This window comes from Posidoniimonas corsicana, from assembly GCF_007859765.1.
GTDB lineage: Bacteria > Planctomycetota > Planctomycetia > Pirellulales > Lacipirellulaceae > Posidoniimonas > Posidoniimonas corsicana.
Genome location: NZ_SIHJ01000001.1, coordinates 1,337,999 through 1,355,508, shown reverse-complemented (window position 1 = coordinate 1,355,508; position 17,510 = coordinate 1,337,999). Strand labels below are relative to the sequence as shown.

Here is a 17,510-nt window from a genome sequence, read left to right as displayed (position 1 = left end):
TTGCGCATCCGGTAAAGTCGATCGCCCCGCCCGCCCGAATGTTGCAGAGGGGGCGCACCTCATGCGCGCCCGGCGACGCACCTCTACACATGGGCGTGATGGGCAACGGGCGAACAGAACTGAGACTCCTCGGATTGCTAGCGGCGCTGCTCTCGGCCGCCGCCGGCTGCACTCGCGCGCACTACCGCGTCCAGGCAGACGCGCAGGCCAATTGCGTTGTGGACCAGAAGGCCATGCTGGCCGGCAGCGAGGCGGGCCGCTACCGGATCGGCATCAACCCGGCCTCCCGGATGTTCGACCCGAACGACCCGGACCGGCCGCCGATGCCGCCTGACGACCCAGCGTCGAACACCATCCTCCAAGTGGTCGACGGCAAACGCGGCGCCTGGCAGTGGCGCGACGCCGAGCAGACGCCGTTTGTCGAGAACCCAAACTGGACCGAGTACCTCCCCTTGGACGCGGAGGGGAGGCTCGTTTTGGACCTGCCAGCCGCGGTCCAGACCGCCCTGCTGCAGGCGCCCGACTACCAGGAAGAGGTCGAAGACCTGTACCTCTCGGCCCTCGACGTTACGTTTGAACGGTTCCGCTTCGACACGCAGTTCTTCGGCGGCTCGACGCTCTTCTACACCTCCGACGGGCACGTCCGCTCGGGTACCGGGCAGGCGGGCAGCACGCTTGCGGTAGCGCCGCTCAACGGCACGACGCGGCTGCAGAAGCTCGGCGCAACCGGCAGCGAGCTGGTGGTCGGACTGGCTAACTCGCTGGTTTGGCAGTTCTCCGGCCCCGACAACTACGCCAGCACGACGCTGCTCGACTTTACCCTGGTGCAGCCGCTGCTCCGCGGCGCCGGGCGGGCTGTGGTTCTCGAGCGGCTGACGATCGCCGAACGGGCGTTGCTGTCCAACGTGCGTAGCATGGAACGCTACCGCAGCGGCTACTACCTGGAGATCGCCATCGGCCGCGACGCGGGCGACGGCGCCAGCCGCCGTGGCGGCTTCTTCGGTGGGGCGGGTCTGGAGGGCTTCACCGGTGTTGGCGGCGGCGGCTTCGGCCGCGTGGGCGGCAACTTCGGCGTGGGCGGAGGAGGAGGAGGCGGAGGCTTCACCGGCGGCGCCGGCGCCGCCGCGGCCGGCGGTTACGTCGGGCTGCTGCAGAGCGAGCAGGTGCTCCGCAACCAGCGGGCGAATGTCGCGGCTCTGCGAGAGAGCGTCGAGCAGCTGGTCGCGTCGTACGAGGCGGGACGGATCGATCGCTTCCAGGTCGACCTCGCCCGGCAGGCGCTCTACAACGCGCAGAGCCAGCTGCTGAGCAGCGAGGCCAGCCAGGAGGGATCGCTTGACAACTTCAAGATCACCCTGGGCCTGCCGCCCGACCTGCCGCTGCTACTCACCGACGACATGTTGAGCAAGTTCAACCTGCGTGACGAGTCGCTCGTCGCGCTGCAGACCGACGCCACGCTGGCCGCCGGCGAGCTCCGGGAACGGATCCGCGGCGACGTCGACGAGCCGGGCGAAGACGTGGTCCCTAACGAGCCCGCCGAACCGAACACCCTGCCCTTCCCCGCCGAACCGGCGCTGGAAGAGGTTCCGCTGCCCGACGAGCACGCGTTGGTGCAGAGCGAGTTCGAGCGGATCGCCGAGCAGGCGGTCGCACAGCTGGCGGTGGTGCGCGAGGACGTGTCGAGACTGGAGCAGGCGTTGCCCAGCCGCCGTCAGCACCTGGAGCAACTCGCCGTGTGGGAGGAGGTCGCCGCCGCCGGCATCGACCCCGGGATCTTCTCGACCGATCGTCTGGACGAGCGGTTCCGGCAGCTCCAGGCCGACCTGAACGCGGTCGCCGAACGCGTCGAGCGTCTGTCTGCTCGGGTATCCGAGGTGGCCGACGCCGCCGATAAGACCGCCGGCGCCGAGGTGCAATCCCTCCGCGAGGCCACCTCGCAGCTCTCGTCGGCGTTGCTTGAGCTCTCGTTGCTGCAGGCGCGTGCTCGACTGGACGCGGTCGACACCCCACCGACCGAGCTCACACCCGAGGAGGCGTTGGCCATCGCCAGCTACTACCGCCGGGACTGGATGAACGCCCGCGCCGCGCTGGTCGACACCTGGCGGCTGGTTACTTTCAATGCGAACGACCTCCGCAGCGACTTGGACGTCGTGTTTAGCGGCGACATCGGCAACGTGGGCGACAACCCGCTGGCGTTGCGGGGCTCCAACGGGCGGCTGCGTGTAGGCGTGCAGTTCGACGCCCCGCTGACGCGGCTCAGCGAACGCAATGTGTACGTGCAATCGCTTATCGAGTACCAGCAGGGCCGGCGGGCTTACTACCGGTATGTGGACCGGCTGTACCAGGGCTTGCGGGCCACGCTGCGGCAGGTGCGGCTCAACGAGATCAACCTGGAACTCCGCCGCGAGGCGGTGCTGGTGGCGATCGCGCAGGTGGACATTACCCAGCTCCGCCTCTTCGAACCGCCCAAGCCGGGCGAAGAGGCCGCGCTTAGCAACACCACTGCCCGCGACCTGGTGCAGGCGCTGTCCGACCTGTTGAACGTGCAGAACGACTTCCTCAGCGTGTGGGTAAACAACGAGGTCCAGCGCTTGAGCCTCGAGTGGGACCTGGGCCTGATGCGGGTGGACGAACGCGGTATCCGCATCCCGCTTGAGACGCCCTTCCGCGATTTCCTGTCGGCCTTGCCCGGCTCGCCCGAGTCGCGGCCCTGGGTCGTTTTCCCAGAGGAGATCGAGTCGGACAGCCAGCTGTCGCCGCCAGCGGTGTTTGAGTACCCGGCCGAGCTTGGCAAGCTGGAAAAGCCACCAACCGTGCGGCTGGCGTCATGGGAGCAGGCGGCGGACCGGGCGCGTCGGCTGCCGCCCGTGGGAGCCGAGAAAGAGTAAACAGTCGCCAGCAACCTGGGCTTAGTCCCAGCCGTTTCGCGCCAGAAAACCCGGTGGGCATGCGGCGCCTGGCACGCCTATAATGGTTAAATACCAAGGGGTTGGGGCGATTCGAGCCCCAGGCTGCCTCCCCGAGATGGTAAACCGAGCAGGGATCGTCATGACACACCACCGCAACCAAGTCGCTCGCCGGACGGCTGCCAGCAGGAACCGCCGTGGGTTTTCCGCCCTCCTGTGGCTGGTGACACTCGCCATTGCCGGCGCCGGCGCCTTCGCGGTGTACAACTACGCCCCGTCGTTCAGCCAACCGACGCTGCACGACGAGATCGTGTTCTACGACATCGAGCGCAAGGACTTTGAGCTGTCGATCACCGAGCGTGGCGAGATCGAGTCGGTGGGCGACGCGGAGGTCCGCTCGGAGGTGAAGACCCAAAACACGCCAGGGCTGGCGATCTTGCGGCTCGTCCCCGAAGGCACACAGGTTGAAGAGGGCGGGTTCCTCGCGGAGCTCGACTCCTCGGCCCTCCGCGAAGAACGAACCACCCAGCAGATCGCGGTGAATACCGCCGAGGCCCTGGTGGTCGAGGCCCGCAACCTCTACGAAACCGCCGTCATCGCCCAGCAGGAGTACCTGGAAGGCGTGTACGTGCAGGAGCGTCAGACCATCGAGAGCGAGGTGTTCGTCGCCGAGGAGAACCTGACCCGGGCCCAGGAGTACCTGCAGTACAGCAAGAAGCTGGCCGCCAAAGGTTACGTGAACGACCTGCAGCTGGAGGCCGACGCCTTCGCCGTCGAGAAGGCCCGCAAAGAGCTGGAGGCCGCCAAGACTAAGCTCCGCGTGCTGGACGACTTCACCAAGGCCAAGATGCTCAAGCAGCTCGAGAGCGACATCCTCATCACCAAGGCCAAGTGGGAAGCCGAGAAGAACAGCTTCCAGCTCGAGTCGGACAAGCTGGAAGAGATCAAGGACCAGATCGAGAAGTGCGTGATCACCGCGCCCAGGGCGGGCATCGTCAAGTACGCACACGTCAGCGACCGCCGCGGCGACAACGACTTCATCGTTGAGGAGGGCGCCGAGGTCCGCGAACGCCAGACCATCATCCGCCTGCCCGACACCTCGCGGATGCGGGTGGAGCTGACCATTAACGAGTCGCTCGTGCAGTACGTGCAGGTCGGCATGCCGGCCCAGATCAAGCCGATCGGGATGGACGACATGGTCCTGCCTGGTCGGGTGTCGCGGATCAATCAGTACGCCGAGCCCTCCGGCTGGCGTAAGGCCAACGTCAAGGAGTACAAGGCGTTCGTTGAGCTGCTCACCGCGGTCGACGGGCTGCGTCCGGGCATGACCTCTAGCGTGACGATCAACTCCATCAGCACCCCCGACGCGTTGCAGGCGCCGGTTCAGGCGGTCTACTCGCACGGCGAAAAGTTCTACTGCTTCGTCCCCAGCGGCGATGGCCTCGAGGCTCGGGAGCTGGTGTGCGGCCCGACCAACGACCGGTTCTTTGTGATCGAGTCGGGGCTCGAAGAGGGCGACCGGGTTGCGATGAACCCGCGTGACCTGCTGGCGCACGTCGACCTGCCCGAGATCCCCAAGAAGCAGCGACGCGGCGCCCCCGCTGAAGAGGCACCCGGCCCCGAGGCGCCTTCCGAAGGCCAGGGCCAGGGAGAGGTCGCGGCCGCGGCCTCCAAACCCGTCGCCGCCGGCGGCTGAACCGCCACGCCCTCCCCTGCGAGCACGGCCGCTCGCAAGTCCCGCTCCGCAGCCGCGATGACCTCTTCCGACGCCGTCAGCATCCACGACTTGCAGAAGCACTACGTCGTCGGCGGCGAGACCGTCAAAGCGCTCCGCGGCGTATCGTTCGACGTTCCGGTGGGTGACTACCTGTCGATCATGGGCCCGTCGGGGTCCGGCAAGAGCACGCTGCTGAACCTGCTCGGCTGCCTCGATCGCCCCACTTCGGGGTCGTTCGAACTCGGCGGTGTCGACGTGGCCCGCATGGCGGACGATCAGCTGGCAGAAACCCGCGCCACCAGCCTGGGCATCGTGTTTCAATCGTTCAACCTCCTCCCGTCGCTGACCGTTGTTGAGAACATCGAGCTGCCGCTCTACTACAGCGGCCGGCTCGGCCGCGGCGCCCGCGAGCGGTGCGAGCAGCTCGCGAAGCGGGTCGGGCTGGGCAACCGCATGGACCACCGCCCGACGCAGCTCTCCGGCGGGCAGCAGCAGCGTGTGGCGATCGCCCGCAGCCTGGCGAACGACCCCCGCTTCATCCTGGCCGACGAGCCCACCGGCAACCTCGACTCGCAGACCACCGACGACATCCTGCACCTGCTGGACGAGCTCAACCAGGAGGGCCGCACGCTGATTATCGTCACGCACGAGGACGAGGTCGCCGAGCGGACCAAGCGGACCATCGTCCTCCGCGACGGCCAGGTGCAATCCGACAAGAGGCGGGCATGAATCACTGGGGCCGCACCCTGCGGATGAGCGTCAAGAGCCTGCTGATGCACCCGATGCGCAGCGGGCTGACCGTGTTGGGCATCCTGATCGGTGTGTCGAGCGTGATCTGGCTGCTGGCGATCGGCGAGGGTATCAGCGCCAAGTCGCAGGAGCAGATCGCCGGCCTCGGCGCCCAAAACATCATCGTCCGCACCATCAAGCCCTCCAGCGACGACTTCGAGGGCGGGCTGTACGGGCTCACCCGCGACGACTACCACCGCATCCGCGACACGATCCCTACCCTGGAGTCGGTGCTGCCGATCCGCGAGCTCCGGCGCGAGTTCCGCCACGGCACCCGCCGCATGGAGGGCCGCCTGGTCGGCTGCACGCCCGACTACAAGGATGTGGTGCGTCTGACGCTCGTGGACCGGCCCGACAACCGCTTCCTCACCGACCTGGACATCGACGAGGAACGCAACTACTGCGTGCTGGCGTACGAGGTCGCCAAGAAGCTGTTCCCCATCGACGGCGCGATCGGCAAGTCGGTCATGATCGACGACGAGTTCTACGAGGTGGTCGGGGTGGTGGCGCCCCGCGACCCGACCGCCGGCGTTGGCGGCTCGCTGGCGGCCGAGGACTTTTCCGGCGACGTCTACGTGCCGATCTCGACGCTGTGGCGCCGAAACGGCGACATGGAGATCATCCAGAAGCCCGGTCAGTTTCAGCAGGACATCAAAGAGGTCGATCAGATCACGGCCAAGGTGGCCAACAAGACCGACGTGCTCAAGACCGCCGACGTGCTCCGCCAGACGGTCGAGGCCTACCACCCTCAGCGGGACTTCGGCGTGACGGTGCCGCTGGAGCTGCTCCAGCAGGCGCGGACCACGCAGCTCATGTTCATCTTGTTCCTGGGGCTGATCGCGGCGATCTCGCTGGTGGTCGGCGGCATCGGCATCATGAACATCATGCTGGCGACCGTCACCGAGCGGACCCGCGAGATTGGCATCCGCCGGGCCGTGGGCGCCAAGAAGTCGGACATCGTGCAGCAGTTCCTCACCGAGAGCGTGGTGCTGTCGGTCGTCGGCGGGCTGCTCGGCATCCTTATCGGGCTCGCCTGCCGGCCGTTGTCGATTGCCCTGCGGACCTTCTTGTTCTACCAGTTCCCTTCGCAGATGGAGTCGCTGCCCGAGCTGATCCGCACGGTCGAGCCGATCCTGGTGGGCTGGTCCATCCCGCTGGCGTTCCTTATCTCGGCGATTGTCGGCGTGCTGTTCGGCGTCTACCCGGCGACGAAAGCAGCCGCGCTCGACCCGATCGTCGCGTTGCGGCACGAGTAGCCCCGCCCCCCTCGAGCACGGCTGCCACGAGGGCGTTCGGCGGGCACACCGGTAACGCCGGGTGCGGCGTATTGTCTGCCCGGGTTTTGTCCAAAAACACGCGCGGAGGGGACAAAACTCTGGGCGTGTCGTTGCCTTGGGTCGCCGTAAGTCCCTTTTTGGCAACGTTTTGCGCTTGATGGTCCGATCGCGGCGGGTGGGTTTTGTCCGTTCTCGCTCACACCGCGCGGACAAAGCTTCGCCCGGCGCTGCCCATACCAGGTGCGTGGAAAACCCCTCGCCCCCACCTCGCTGAGCCCCCTTTCGGGTAGCGGAGGGGTGGGCGCACCCACTATTGGACCGCGCCGGATGGCCGTTTTCTACGACGGAGTTCTAGAGGAGCAAGCAGAAGCCAGTCGTAAGAAATCGGGCTTCGCAACGGATCGGTTCTGCCCTCTCCCATGCTCCCCCGCTGCGTCTCCGCGCCTCTGCGTGAGTCTGTTTGGGAATCTCACGCAGAGGCGCGGAGACGCAGAGATTGAGATCCATAGACCTCCGACGGCGCCGCGGTGCTCGAGTTCGCCCCGTCTGAGGATTCGGGCAGGAACAACCGTCAAGAGGACCCACCAAACAAACCGAGCCCAGGGCCGTGGCCTTGGGCTCGGGTGAGGTTTTGGTTGCCGGAGGCTTCGCTACCGCGCCACGGCCAGCTTCTTCTCGCCGAGCAGACGCAGGTAGTCGGCGACGATCGACATCGCCTCCTTGTTGTAGTGCTCTTCCATGTCGAACACCGGGCGGTCGGAGTCGGTCGCCTTCTCGAACTGCTCCTCCTGCTCCTTGTCGGCGTCCAGCTCGGCCTTCTCGGCCAGGTACTTATCGAGGTTCAGCGTGACGGTCTTCTCGTCCTTCTGCTCCTCGTAGCGGGAGATCCGCTCCAGGTCCTTCTTGAAGTCGGGCGACTGCGTGATGCGGTCGCTGGAGAGACGCTGCAGCTCGTTCTTGATGGTGCCGTTGACCATGCCGAAGCGGTCGTGCCGCAGCTCGCGGACCTGGTCGAACGACAACGCGTAGTCGAGGTCCCGCTCGGAGATGCCCTCGATGTGCTGCGTCAGCGACGGGATCACCACGTCGGACACGACGCCGCGGTTCTGCGTGCTGTCGCCGCCGGGGCGGTAGAACTGCTGGATGGTCAGCTTCAACGCGCCCCAGTTCTTCTGGGTCTGGCGGCCGAACAGCAGCTCGGCCAGGTTGAACAGCTGCTGCACGGTTCCCTTGCCGTGGGTGGACTCGTCGCCCACGACGACGCCGCGGCCGTAGTCCTGGATGGCGCCGGCGAAGATCTCGCTGGCCGACGCGCTGAACTTGTTGGTCATGACCACCAGCGGGCCGCTCCACAGCATGCCGGGGTCGTCGTCGTCGTGGGGCTGGCTGCGGCCGTCCGGGCCCTTCACCTGCACCACGGGGCCGCGGTCGATGAACAGGCCGGTCATCGCGACCGACTCCTGCAGCGAGCCGCCGCCGTTGAACCGCAGGTCAACCACCACCGCGTCCACGTGCTGCTGGTTGAAGCCCCGCAGCAGCCGCGACACGTCGCGGGTGGTGCTGCGGTAGTTCGGCAGGCCCTTGCGGGCGCCGTCCATGTCCATGTAGAAGCTCGGCAGCGAGATCACGCCGATCTTGTAGGCCTCGCCGTTCTGCTTGCGGCCCCAGTTGATCACGGCGCCGCGGGCCTCCTGGTTCTTCAGCTCCACGCGGTCGCGGGTGATCTCATAGACCTTCAGCTCCTTGGGGTTGTCGGCCGGCTTGACCTCTAGCCGCACGATGGTGCCGCGCTTGCCGCGGATCAGCTTCACCACGTTGCGGAGCTTCATGTCGACGATGTCCTCGAGCGTGCCCGCGGGGCCCTGCCCGACGCTGACGATGATGTCGCCCTCCTTGAGCTTGCCGTCGCGGTCGGCGGCGCCGCCGGCGATGATCTCCTGCACGGTGGTGTAGCCGTCCTCGCTGCGGAGGGCTGCGCCGATGCCGTCCAGCTCGAGCCGCATCTGGATGTCGAAGTCCTCCAGCGTCGACTTCGACATGTAGCTGGAGTGCGGGTCGAAGGCTGAGGTCATCGAGGTCAGGTAGAGCTCGAGCAGCTCGTCGTCGTCGGTCTCGAACCAGCGCTTGCGGACGCTGTCGTACCGCTTGCGGAGCTTGGTCTTGGCCTCCTCCATCTCCTTGCCGTCGGCCAGCTGGACCACCATGTCGAACTTGACCCGCTTGCGCCACCGCTCGGCCGCGTCTTCGGGCGTGCGCGAGTAGGTGGTGTCGTCGCGGTCGCGGATCATGGTCTCGTCGACGGTGAAGTCGTGCGGCACGTCGATCTGCTCGAGCGCCGTGGCGGTGCGTTCTTCGACCCGCGCGAGGAAACGCGAGAAGATCTTGTACGCGTAAGAAACGTCGGCGTCGCGGATCAGGTCGTCCAGCTTGTGACGGTTCTGGTGGAACTCGTCGATGTCCGACTGCAGGAAGTACAGCTTCCACGGGTCGAGCGCCTTGAGGAACGAGTCCATGCACCGCTCGCTCACGGTGTCGTCGACCCGCTGCCCCGTCAGGTGCCAGCTCTCCATCCGGGACCGCACCATGTTGGTGATCTGCCGGTCCTCGGCGTCGGGCTGGGTCGGCCGTGCCATCGCCTGGTAGGCGAACGGCGCGGTCACCAGCAGAGCCGAGAGCAGGGCTAGTGCCGAGCGGCGACGCCACTGACGAGCCTGGTGTGGACGCTGGCTGACGTTGGGCATAAGGAGGTATCTCCGTCGTTGGATGGGAACTGTCGCCGGACAATACGGCGATTGGGGCCCCGGCGGCAATAGCGACCCGCCCTGCGAGTCGCGGTGGGGGTGTGGCCGCGTGGGGTCAGGGCGTTGATGCCCGGAGGGGGGCGGCCCTTGCGCGGCGACCACGCAGCGACGGGGCCTCGGCTCTTCCTAACTGTCCTTGTTGAAACAACTTACCCATGGTACCGGCGCCGCGAAATCCAGGCAACACGACGTGTCGCCTCGGCAATCCGCATAACCCGATGACCGATGGGCAGGCTTCCCCTAGCTACGCAAGCACGTGGCCGGGTGTTCAGCGTGCGTGGCGCTGGAACAGACGCCACCGCCGCTCCGACTTGGGCTTCTCGTCGGCGTCGCCGAACTCCTCGAGCTCGGTTACGACCCAGCGGACGCGGCGGCCGCTGGCGTCCCGCTCGGTGGAAGAGGCCCGCACCAGGCCGCCCGGGGCGAGATCGCAGTGCAGCTCCATGGTCTCGACCTGGTTGGCGCCAGCGGTCGACCGCACCTGCTGGCGGTACCCGCCGACCATGCCGCCGTCCAGCAGGATCGGCACGTCCACGGCCAAGACGCTGGTGGTCTCGCCGGTGAGGTCCGCCGCCGAGCTGCCGTCCGGGGCGGACACCTCGCGACGCAGCAGGTACGGCGGGAATTCTGGGGCGTAGTAGAGGGTCTCGAGCCGGCGTTGGGGGCCCTCGCCGTAGCTCAGCCCCCACTGCTGGCACGGGACGGTCTTGCCGCTGAGGCTGATGTCGATCGCGGGCAGCTCTACGGTGATGGGCGTCTGGCTGGTGTGGTCGGTCAATAGGCTGTGGCGGATCACCTGCGTTGCGCCCCGCAGCCGCTTCCCCCCGACCTCAACGATCGAAGTGCTCTCCAGCGTGTAGCTGTCCGCGGCGATCTCCGCCAGCTTGTCGGTGTGCAGGGTTTCGCTGCGGGTGAGGAACTTGCCGGTCTCGTCGAACGTCTCGGTGACGGTCCGCAGCGTTCGCCACGCGCCGACGCCGAACCGGGCCCAGGGGTGGCTGTCCAGCGGCAAGTTGAGCGAGGTTGGCGCCGGGGGAAGCTCCGGCGAGGGGGGGCTGACCACCACCGCCTTCTCGGTCACCACCTGCTGCACGGTGGGCTTGGCGGGGGCCTTCTCGGGCGCCTGGCCGTGCGCGTCACGGGGGACGAACAACGCCAGTGCGCACGCCGCGGCGAGCGCCAGCAGGGGGCGGCAGAGCGTCGGTCGGGGGTGGGGGGGCGTTGGCAGCGGCATGGGGTCGCAGCGTAGGGGCGGCCGGCGGACGCCGGCCCGAAACGCACAAGTATAGGATCCCGCTGCGGGTCAATCGACCGGCGGAGGGGCCGGATCATCGCTAGAGCCGGCAGGATCCGCCGGCTCGAACAGTGCAACCAGGTCGAGGTCCTGCCGGGGGAAGACGGTGCGGAGGTCGAGCACCACGCAATCCGCCTCAATCCGCCCCGCCACGGCCGGGCTGCCGCTCAGGAGCTGATCGGCCAATTGGGTCGCATCCCCCTGCTGGGGCCGCAGCCGCACGCCCCACGAGGGCGCGCTGACCGGTAAACCGCAGACGGGGGCCGGCCGCAGTTCCACCGCCTCGGCGGCAGCCAACCGCGGCGAAACGGCCAGTTGCGGGGCCAGACGCTCCGCACGGGACTTGAGGTTGTCGATCGGCGCCGTCACGAGGGTCAGGGTCGGGATGCTGAGCGCGGCCCGCTCCGCATCCGAGTGGAGACGCAGCGTGGCGGCCAGCGCCGCTGCACGGCACGCGTCGACGCGGCGGGTCGCGGTGAGCGGCGAGTCGAGCAGACGTTCGATGACCGCGGCGTCGCCGGCGGCGGCGCCGCAGGCGGGGCCGCCGACCAAACCGTCGCCCCGCACCAGCACCAGACTGGCGCCCCAACCGATGGCCTCCTGCACCGACGGGAGCAGCGTCGCGAGCCCGGCGATCGACTGCACCGGAGCGGCGCCGAGCTCCACAACCGCAACGCCGCCCTGGGCCTTCACGGCTTGGATCAACGCTTCCAGGGTCGGGCGGCAGGCGGCGTCGGCGCCGGTTGAGCTCCCCATCCGCAGCACGGTCGCCGGTCCGCCGGCGAGCGCCTGCTCGTAATCGCTCAGGTGCACGCTGTCCGCCGCGCCCACCTCCAGCAGCGTCACGCCGGCCGCCATGCTGAGGTCGGTTACCCGGCAGTTGCGCTCGACCGTTCCCACCTCGCCCCGTGCGATCACGAGCCGGGAGTCCGTGGTGAGCGTCTCCATGGCCTGCTGCAGGGCCGCGGCGTGCGAGGTGAACAGGGCCGCCGCCTCGGCGCCGGTCAGCTCGACCAGCAGCCGCCGCGCGTCCTCGTCGGCGCGTCCTTCCTGCTGGCTGAGTGTGAAGTCCTGGGCGGTGAGCAGCATCCGCTCGACCGCCGCCTCGGCCAGCGGCGTTGAAACCCACGGCCCGCCGCGGAACCGCCCGCTGGCGTTGATCGCCCCGCCCACCTGGTAAGCGTCGGCGCCCGACAGGTAGCGGCTGACGCGGTCGGCGAGTTCGGAGAAGGAGGGCAGGTTGGCTTCTTCCGCGCGGTGCGCCAGGTCGGCGCGGACATCGTCCAGGAAGGTGCGGACCTGCGCCGTCACGACCGACGGGTTGAGTCGGTCCACCACCGACCGCACGCGGGGGTTCTCCAGCAGCTCGGCCGCGGTGGGGAGTTTCTTCCAGAGATCCGAGGATTTCATGCGGGCAGCGCCGAATGGGGTTTTCACTGAGAGTTAGCTCCTGTCCATTAGAATACCCGCCCGGCGGCGCGGAAACCCGGCCGCTCTCCTGCCCCGCCCAGCTGTTCGTCCCGTATGACCGAAGCTTGCCACGATCCGCCACTGCTCACCCTGCGGGACGTGGGCATGCGCTACCCGACGGGCACCACGGCGCTGGTCGGCATGTCGCTCGACGTGAAAGCCGGCGAGTTTGTCAGCCTGCTGGGGCCGTCCGGCTGCGGGAAGAGCACGGTGCTGCGGCTGGTGGGTGGTCTGGACAGCCCAACCAGCGGGCAGATTGAGCACCACTGGGACGCCGGCGGCCGGTCGGCCCCGGTCGGGTGCGTGTTCCAAGAGCCGACGCTGCTCCCCTGGGCGACCGTGTGGAAGAACGTCTACCTGCCGCTGCGGCTGCAGGGCGAGCGACGTTCCGCGGCCCGGCCGCGGGTGGACGAGGCCCTGCGGCTGGTCGGGCTCGAGGTATTTTCGAAGGCGTACCCCCGTGAGCTGAGCGGCGGCATGAAGATGCGCGCCGCCCTCGCCCGGGCGCTGGTGACGCGGCCGCAGCTGCTGATGCTGGACGAGCCGTTTGCGGCGCTCGACGAGATCACCCGCTTCCGCCTGAACGACGACCTGCTCGCCTTGTGGGGCAAGCGGCAGATGACCGCCCTGTTTGTGACCCACAGCGTGTACGAGTCGGTCTACCTGTCGACCAGGGTAGTAGTCCTGAGCCAGCGACCGGGCCGCGTGGTGGCGGACATCCCGATCGACCTCCCATTCCCACGTGGCGAGGCTACCAGGTCGGACCCACGCTACCACGAGCTCTGCGAGCAGGCGTCCGCGGCGTTGCGGCTGGCGATGGGCGAGCCGGCGGCGGCCGCCGCGGGAGGCGGGGCATGACCAAAGATGAGTACACACCGCGTTCCGCCGCGGTGCACCGGCTGCTCCGCATCGCGGCGCCGCTGGTGTTGGGGCTGTTGGTGCTGGCTGGGTGGGAGGCGGCCGTGCGCGCGTGGGACATCTCGTCCTACCTGCTGCCGGCGCCCAGCGGCGTCGCCCAGGCGATGTGGGACCACCGCGAACCGTTGTTTTCTGCTTGGACGGTGACCCTGCGGACTATGCTGCTGGCGCTCGCCGCGGCGGTGGCAGGTGGGGTCGCGTTGGCCGCGTTGTTCAACACCTCCAGGACACTCGAGCTGAGCCTGTTCCCCTACGCGGTCACGCTGCAGGTGACGCCGCTGCTGGCGATCGCGCCGCTGCTCTTGATCTGGATCCACGACCCGCGGTGGGTGATGCTGCTGTGCGCGTGGATTGTGGCGTTCTTCCCCATCCTGTCGGGGACCGCGGTTGGGCTGCGCAGCACCGACCCCGGGCTCGAGGACCTGTTCCGCCTGTACGGCGCGTCGCGGTGGCAGCGGCTCCGCCTGCTGCTGGCGCCCACCGCCCTGCCCTACTTCCTGGCCGGGTTGCGGGTGTCGGTGAACCTGGCGTTGGTGGGCGCTGTGGTCGCGGAGTTCGTCACCGCCGCCGCCGTCGAACGCCCCGGGCTGGCGACCATCATCTTTGAGGCCCAGTACCGCTCGGACACCGAGCGGGCGTTCGCCGCGCTGGCGGTCATCGCCTTCACGGGCGTGGCGTTCTACCTCGCCACGCACCTGCTGAGCGAGTGGCTGCAGGGGGGGTGGCGCGAACGCCGCCGTGCCGACCGTCGGCCGGGGTGATCGTCAGCCGCAGGAGGCTCTGGTAGAGTGGAGCGATGCACCGCACGCTCTGTTTGTTGCTCCTATTCGCCGCGTCGGCCGCCGCTGCCGACAAGGTTACCCTGGCTCTCAACTGGAAGGCCCAGCCCGAGCTGGGCGGCTTCTACCAGGCGTTGGCCGATGGGTCGTACGACGAGTACGGCCTGGAGGTCACAATCCGCCAGGGCGGGCCCCAGATCAACAACCGCCCGCTGCTGGCGGCGGGGCGGGTCGACTTCTTGGTCGGCACCAACCTGCTGCAGGCGTTCGACGCCGCGAAGCGGGGCGTGCCGACGCGGGTCGTGGCGGCGATGCTGCAAAAGGACCCGCAGTGCCTGATCGTGCACGCCGGTCAGGGCTACGAGGAGTGGTCGGACCTGGCCCGCGCGCCGCTGCTGATGGCGGCGACCGGCCGCTACAGCTTCTTCCTCTGGATGGAGGCGGCCCACGGCTTCCAGAAACGCAACCTGCGGCCCTACAACCACAGCCTGGCGCCCTTCCTGGCCAACAAGAAGTGGATCCAGCAGGGCTACGCGACCGCCGAGCCGATGCGCGTGGAGGAGGCTAGCGGCGAGGCGCCGCTGGTGTTCCTGCTGGCGGACAACGGCTGGGACAGCTACTCCACCGTCATCGAGACACGCCTCAACCTGATCGAGAACCGGCCCGAGCTGGTGCAGCGGTTCGTGGACGCGTCGATCCTCGGCTGGTACGGCTACGTCTACGGCGACAACGCCGCGGCCAACCGGCTGATCAAACAGGCCAACCCGTCGATCACCGATGGCCAGATCGCCTTCTCGCTCAAGCAGATGCGGGCGATGGGGCTGGTGGACTCGGGGGAATCCATCGAGAACGGCATCGGGGCGATGCGGATGGAGCGGGTGCAGAGCTTCCTGAAGAAAATGGTCGCCGCCGGCGTGTTCAAGCCGGGGGAGATCGACCCCGGCAAGGCCGTAACGCTACAATTCGTCAACCGGGGCGTTGGCCTCGACCGGCGCCAGCAGCTGGCGCCCGACCAGTCGAACAATCAATAGACTTAATCATACTTCCTCACGAGGACAGGCGATGAACAAGCCGCAAGCAAACAATCTGGAACGTGTTGTGTCGTCGGCCGTGGCCGCGCTGGTCGCGATGGCGCTAACCGGCTGCCCAAGCCCCCCGCCGGCCGAGGAGCACGCCGACCACGCCGAGTTCAAGGTCCCCACCACCCTGGCCGAGGCGCACGAGCAGCTCGAGCACATGGGCGCCGACATCAAGGCCGCGTTTGACGCGGACAAGCCCGGCGACGCCCACGACGCGCTCCACGACATCGGTTCCGTTATCAAGGCCCTGCCCGCGTTGGCTGAAAAGGCTGGCGTCGAGGCTGCCGACGAGGCAAAGGCCGTCGCCGATGACCTGATGGACGGGTTTAGCAAGCTGGACGGTGTGCTGCACGGCGGCGACAAGGTCGCCTGGTCGGACATCAGCGAGAAGGTCGACGTCGCGATGGCGAAGATCGCCAGCTGGCTGCCCGAGGGCGCCGGCCACGAAGCGCATGACCATGGCGACGAAGACCACGACGAAGAAGCCGGGCACGACCGCTAGCGGCGGGCCGGCGTCAACGCCGCGTGACGTAGCCAACCAAGATGGACCCCAGCAGCAGGCCGCTGCCCACCACGGCAAGCATTGGCAGGGGGGCGGCCGCGGCGTCCCAGGCTTCTAGGCCGTGGCCCAAGTTTGAGCCGAACACCGCGCAGAGCGTTAGCAGCGGAAAGGTCCACGCCGCCAGCACGTTCAGCCGGTGGGCCGCCTTGGCCTGCCGGCGGCTGGACTCCGCCTGCTCCTCGGCCCGCCGCGCGATGACGAAGTCGAGCGTGTTGCGGGCGTCGGCTTGCAGCAGCTCGGCCCGGCGGGCCGTGCTGTACGCGCGGTCGCGGAGCAGGATCAGCTCGCGCACGTCCGGCAGCTCCTCCCGCGCCTGCTGCAGCGCCTGGTGCAGGTTGTGCGACGCGCGGACCAGCGGGTTCAGCAGCGTCAGCAGGTCGAAGTACGCGGCCGCCGACTGGGCGGCGTCCTCGCTGGCGTCGATCTGGTCGAGCAGCTTGTCGTACTCGTCGATCAGCTCGCCGACCGCCCGTTCGCCGTGCCGCAGCGCCTGCGGCTTCCACTCGCCGCTGGGCGCCCGCCAGAAGAGCCGGCCCTCGCGGGCGTCCTGGTCCTGGGTGGGCGGGGCGTGCAGCACCAGCAGCAGGTGCCCGTCGTGCACCATGGCGCGCTGGCGGCCGACCTCGTCGCCCAGCCGCTTGCTGATCGCCTCGGGGAGCGTCCACTGCTGGGGGATGAGCTGCGTGCCTGCCATGCCTGTTAGGGTCCTCGCTGGTGTTCGGTTCTTGGTTCTGCGCTGGTGCTTCGCCGCGGGCCGCGCGTTATCGCGTGAAGATTTGGTGAGTCCCGTCGGCGCCCGGGGCTAGCGGTAGATCCAGTAGAAGGTGGTCCCCGACTCGTCCACGCGGACCTCGCCCCGGAGCCTCGCCTGGAACAGCAGGCGGCTGAGGATGCGGTGGTAGGCCATGTTCGCACGCGGGAGCTTCACCTGGACCTCGGCCGGGTCGATCCGCTTGGCGTCCAGCGCGGCGTGGTCCCACAGCACGGGCATCTCGATCCGCAGGCCAATCGCGTCGACCGCCTCCTGCAGCGAGAACCCGTCGATCTCGACGTTGATCTTCTCGAACATCTTCGGCGCCAACTCGGTGCCCCGCGCCTTGGTGGGCCAGCCGATGGGCCAGGCGTCGTCGATGTCGCCCGCTAGACGGATGGCCGCCTGCACCGGCTTGCCACGCGGCTTCTCCGGCGCCATCGCCAACCCCTCGGCCTTCAACGCGATCGCCAGGCCGCAGCCGTACGAAAGGGATTGCAGCTCGTCACGGCAGGTGAGCCGCGACAGCGTGGGGGCGACGAGCGGATCGATCGTCACGCTCACGCCGGTTTCGGCGGATAGCTTGTCGACCAACGCGCCGAGCGGCTTGCCCTTGGTGGAAAACCGGATCGGCTTGCCGAGCTCGGTGAACGCGTGCTCGAATTGTTCCTTGGTCAGCCCATACCGCCCGCGCTCGGCGGTCATCGCCTGGGCGCCGTCGGCCAGCACGCGGTCCAGGTAGTCACGCAGCTTGGCGGTTTGCCCGATGGTGAAGCTCTCGCCCGGCAGCGCCAGCTTGCCGCCGGAGGTCAGCACCCCGGTGACCCGGTAGAGGGTCCCCGTGGCGAGCGGCGTCTCCTCGATGTCGGCCTGGTCGCCCGGCCGGCCGCTGCGGATACGCACGCTCGAGATGCCCGCGTTTGCCAGTCGTCGGCTCCACTCCTGCGGGGCGGTGATCGCTACGCCCTTGTCGGTGACGATTGTCAGCGAGTAGGAATCGGCGAATGCGGCGCCAGCGCAGCACACTACGAGTACGGTTGCAACGATTCTTTCCATGCCAAAGCATAACACGCACCCCGCCAAGAGCCGCCGGCGTCAGCCGGCGGAGAAAAACAAGCTCGGTGCTTGCAGCCGGGTTAGACTACGGATAGTGTACGCGTGTGCGCT

At 68.2% G+C, this 17,510-nt stretch carries 13 protein-coding genes; 8 read left to right on the top strand and 5 right to left on the bottom strand.

Going from position 1 to position 17,510, the window contains the following annotated elements; translation table 11 throughout:
• The first annotated feature begins 98 nt into the window (after positions 1 to 98).
• The 4 genes from KOR34_RS05165 to KOR34_RS05150 all read left to right on the top strand — a co-directional run bounded on the left by KOR34_RS05165 (position 99) and on the right by KOR34_RS05150 (position 6,668).
• Complete coding sequence (locus tag KOR34_RS05165) at positions 99 to 2,888, top strand: TolC family protein (RefSeq protein ID WP_197531159.1); 2,790 nt, start codon at positions 99 to 101, stop codon at positions 2,886 to 2,888.
• Positions 2,889 to 3,048: 160 nt separating this feature from the next.
• Complete coding sequence (locus KOR34_RS05160) at positions 3,049 to 4,602, top strand: efflux RND transporter periplasmic adaptor subunit (RefSeq protein WP_197531158.1); 1,554 nt, start codon at positions 3,049 to 3,051, stop codon at positions 4,600 to 4,602.
• Positions 4,603 to 4,659: 57 nt separating this feature from the next.
• Positions 4,660 to 5,352 (top strand): ABC transporter ATP-binding protein, encoded by a 693-nt coding sequence (locus KOR34_RS05155; protein ID WP_146562814.1) that lies wholly within the window; start codon positions 4,660 to 4,662, stop codon positions 5,350 to 5,352.
• Positions 5,349 to 6,668 carry an ABC transporter permease gene (locus tag KOR34_RS05150; protein ID WP_146562812.1) on the top strand — a complete coding sequence of 440 codons (1,320 nt, stop codon included), beginning with the start codon at positions 5,349 to 5,351 and terminating at the stop codon, positions 6,666 to 6,668. Before KOR34_RS05155 ends, KOR34_RS05150 begins: the two co-directional genes overlap by 4 nt.
• 671 nt (positions 6,669 to 7,339) lie before the next feature.
• Here the strand turns inward: KOR34_RS05150 and KOR34_RS05145 are convergent.
• The 3 genes from KOR34_RS05145 to KOR34_RS05135 all read right to left on the bottom strand — a co-directional run bounded on the left by KOR34_RS05145 (position 7,340) and on the right by KOR34_RS05135 (position 12,194).
• On the bottom strand, positions 7,340 to 9,430 hold the full coding sequence (locus tag KOR34_RS05145; RefSeq protein WP_146562810.1) for a carboxy terminal-processing peptidase: 2,091 nt from the start codon (positions 9,428 to 9,430) through the stop codon (positions 7,340 to 7,342).
• 328 nt (positions 9,431 to 9,758) lie between these two features.
• Positions 9,759 to 10,724 carry a hypothetical protein gene (locus tag KOR34_RS05140; RefSeq protein WP_146562808.1) on the bottom strand — a complete coding sequence of 322 codons (966 nt, stop codon included), beginning with the start codon at positions 10,722 to 10,724 and terminating at the stop codon, positions 9,759 to 9,761.
• A 69-nt stretch (positions 10,725 to 10,793) separates the two neighbouring features.
• Positions 10,794 to 12,194, bottom strand: a complete 1,401-nt coding sequence (locus tag KOR34_RS05135) for a hypothetical protein (RefSeq protein WP_146562806.1) — start codon at positions 12,192 to 12,194, stop codon at positions 10,794 to 10,796.
• Between the two features lie 114 nt (positions 12,195 to 12,308).
• Between KOR34_RS05135 and KOR34_RS05130 the strand changes: the two genes are divergently transcribed.
• From KOR34_RS05130 to KOR34_RS05115, 4 genes are read left to right on the top strand one after another with little or no spacing between them, the layout of a single operon-like run.
• Complete coding sequence (locus KOR34_RS05130) at positions 12,309 to 13,112, top strand: ABC transporter ATP-binding protein (RefSeq protein WP_146562804.1); 804 nt, start codon at positions 12,309 to 12,311, stop codon at positions 13,110 to 13,112.
• Positions 13,109 to 13,933: an ABC transporter permease gene (locus tag KOR34_RS05125; protein ID WP_146562802.1), complete on the top strand. Its 825-nt coding sequence runs from the start codon at positions 13,109 to 13,111 to the stop codon at positions 13,931 to 13,933. Before KOR34_RS05130 ends, KOR34_RS05125 begins: the two co-directional genes overlap by 4 nt.
• Positions 13,934 to 13,968: 35 nt before the next feature.
• Positions 13,969 to 14,982 (top strand): ABC transporter substrate-binding protein, encoded by a 1,014-nt coding sequence (locus KOR34_RS05120; RefSeq protein WP_146562800.1) that lies wholly within the window; start codon positions 13,969 to 13,971, stop codon positions 14,980 to 14,982.
• Between the two features lie 31 nt (positions 14,983 to 15,013).
• Positions 15,014 to 15,532 carry a hypothetical protein gene (locus KOR34_RS05115; RefSeq protein WP_146562798.1) on the top strand — a complete coding sequence of 173 codons (519 nt, stop codon included), beginning with the start codon at positions 15,014 to 15,016 and terminating at the stop codon, positions 15,530 to 15,532.
• A 13-nt stretch (positions 15,533 to 15,545) separates the two neighbouring features.
• On the opposite strand, the gene KOR34_RS05110 is transcribed toward KOR34_RS05115, so the two are convergent.
• Positions 15,546 to 16,286, bottom strand: a complete 741-nt coding sequence (locus KOR34_RS05110; RefSeq protein ID WP_146562796.1) for a hypothetical protein — start codon at positions 16,284 to 16,286, stop codon at positions 15,546 to 15,548.
• Positions 16,287 to 16,394: 108 nt separating this feature from the next.
• Positions 16,395 to 17,399, bottom strand: a complete 1,005-nt coding sequence (locus KOR34_RS05105) for a hypothetical protein (protein WP_146562794.1) — start codon at positions 17,397 to 17,399, stop codon at positions 16,395 to 16,397.
• Positions 17,400 to 17,510: the final 111 nt, after the last annotated feature.

Coding starts and splice junctions, on each gene's coding strand:
- KOR34_RS05165 (WP_197531159.1), top strand. CDS start 99: ATGGGCAACGGGCGAACAGAACTGAGACTCCTCGGATTGCTAGCGGCG.
- KOR34_RS05160 (WP_197531158.1), top strand. CDS start 3,049: ATGACACACCACCGCAACCAAGTCGCTCGCCGGACGGCTGCCAGCAGG.
- KOR34_RS05155 (WP_146562814.1), top strand. CDS start 4,660: ATGACCTCTTCCGACGCCGTCAGCATCCACGACTTGCAGAAGCACTAC.
- KOR34_RS05150 (WP_146562812.1), top strand. CDS start 5,349: ATGAATCACTGGGGCCGCACCCTGCGGATGAGCGTCAAGAGCCTGCTG.
- KOR34_RS05145 (WP_146562810.1), bottom strand. CDS start 9,430: ATGCCCAACGTCAGCCAGCGTCCACACCAGGCTCGTCAGTGGCGTCGC.
- KOR34_RS05140 (WP_146562808.1), bottom strand. CDS start 10,724: ATGCCGCTGCCAACGCCCCCCCACCCCCGACCGACGCTCTGCCGCCCC.
- KOR34_RS05135 (WP_146562806.1), bottom strand. CDS start 12,194: ATGAAATCCTCGGATCTCTGGAAGAAACTCCCCACCGCGGCCGAGCTG.
- KOR34_RS05130 (WP_146562804.1), top strand. CDS start 12,309: ATGACCGAAGCTTGCCACGATCCGCCACTGCTCACCCTGCGGGACGTG.
- KOR34_RS05125 (WP_146562802.1), top strand. CDS start 13,109: ATGACCAAAGATGAGTACACACCGCGTTCCGCCGCGGTGCACCGGCTG.
- KOR34_RS05120 (WP_146562800.1), top strand. CDS start 13,969: ATGCACCGCACGCTCTGTTTGTTGCTCCTATTCGCCGCGTCGGCCGCC.
- KOR34_RS05115 (WP_146562798.1), top strand. CDS start 15,014: ATGAACAAGCCGCAAGCAAACAATCTGGAACGTGTTGTGTCGTCGGCC.
- KOR34_RS05110 (WP_146562796.1), bottom strand. CDS start 16,286: ATGGCAGGCACGCAGCTCATCCCCCAGCAGTGGACGCTCCCCGAGGCG.
- KOR34_RS05105 (WP_146562794.1), bottom strand. CDS start 17,399: ATGGAAAGAATCGTTGCAACCGTACTCGTAGTGTGCTGCGCTGGCGCC.